A 1,583-nucleotide genomic window follows, 5' to 3' on the forward strand; every position below is an offset into this window, starting at 1 on the left:
GCCGAGCGTGCCGCCGCGCTCGCCCACGTCGCCCAGAACCTCTACCGCCAGGGCGAGTGCACCCTCGGGGTGATGCCGCTCTACCACACCATGGGGGTCCGTTCGCTGCTCGCCATGGCCCTGGTGGACGGCCACTTCGTGTGCATCCCGCGATTCGACCCGGGGGCCACCGTGGACGCCATCGAGCGCGAGGACATCACCAATCTGTACCTCGTGCCCACGCTCTATCACATGCTCCTCGAGCACGAGGGCTTCTCGCCGGAGCGTGTGGCCAGCGTGGAGAAGATCGGCTTCGCCGGGGCGCCCATGAGCGCCGGGCTGATGCAGCGCGTGGAGGCCGCGTTCCGGCCGCAGCTGTTCGTCAACCACTACGGCAGCTCCGAGATCTACACCTTCACCATCGACCAGCGGGCCGCGAGCAAGCCCGGCTCCTCCGGGCGGGCCGCGCTCAACCAGCGCATCCGGGTGGTGCCCATCGACACCGACGACCCGGAGCGCGCGGCGCCGGCGGGCGAGGAGGGCGAGATCATCGCCGATCTCGCCGGCGACGAGTCCTTCGAGGGCTACTGGAACCGCCCGGACGCGGACGCGAAGGCCCTGCGAAATGGCTGGTATTTCACCGGCGATACCGGCTATTTCGACGAGGAAGGCGATCTTTTCGTCACCGGCCGCGTGGACGACCTGATCATCACCGGCGGCGAGAACGTCAGCCCCGTGGAGGTGGAGAACGCGCTCTCCACCCATCCGGCGGTGGCGGAGGTCGCGGTCGCCGGGCTGCCGGACGAGCAGTGGGGCTCGGTGGTCACCGCCTTCATCAAGCGCCGCGATGACGTGGACGAGGCGACGCTGAACACCCACTGCCTGGAATCCGGACTGGCGAACTTCAAGCGCCCGCGCCGCTACGTCTTCCTCGAGGAGATCCCCAAGTCCGCCGTCGGCAAGGTGCTGCGCCGCGAGCTCGTGGCCCAGCGCTACGAGGTCGAGCGCGCGGGCTGAGCACGGCAATCATCACAAGGGAAACATCATGGATCTAGACACCGTACACCGTACCCTGGAAGGCCCGTTCGACGGCTTCCAGGTCCATGTCGACGCAGGGCGCGAGCGGGGCGACATCGTCCTCGGCCGGCCGCCGCTGAACGTGATCTCCATGCCCCAGCGCGACGAGCTCCGCGCCGTGTTCGAGGCCCTGGACGCCCACCCGGACGTGCGCGTGATCGTGCTGCGCGCCGAGGGCGAGCACTTCTCCAGCGGCGGCGATATCAAGGGCTTCCTGGAGGCGAGCCCGGAGCACGTCTCCCACCTCGCCTGGAACGTCGCCGCCCCGGAGCGCTGCAACAAGCCGGTGATCGCCGCCAACCGCGGCTACTGCTTCGGCGTCGGTTTCGAGCTGTCGCTGGCCTGCGATTTCCGCATCGCCAGCGAGACCTGCCGCTATGCCCTGCCGGAGCAGCGCCTCGGCCAGATCCCGGGTTCCGGCGGCTCCGCACGGCTGCAGAAGCTCATCGGCGTCGCCCGCACCAAGAACATGGTCATGCGCGCCAAGCGCATCACCGGTGCCGACGCCCACGACTGGGGCATCGCCG

2 protein-coding genes are annotated in these 1,583 nt (G+C 69.2%); both read left to right on the forward strand.

Translation table 11 applies throughout. The features are described from left to right. A partial coding sequence (locus tag G7A99_RS16460) for an AMP-binding protein (protein ID WP_163142134.1) occupies positions 1–996 on the forward strand: 996 nt, incomplete at its 5' end. Between the two features lie 28 nt (positions 997–1,024). After that, on the forward strand, positions 1,025–1,583 hold a 559-nt coding region (locus G7A99_RS16465), incomplete at its 3' end, for an enoyl-CoA hydratase/isomerase family protein (protein WP_205599883.1).

Source organism: Arhodomonas sp. KWT (assembly GCF_010993615.1).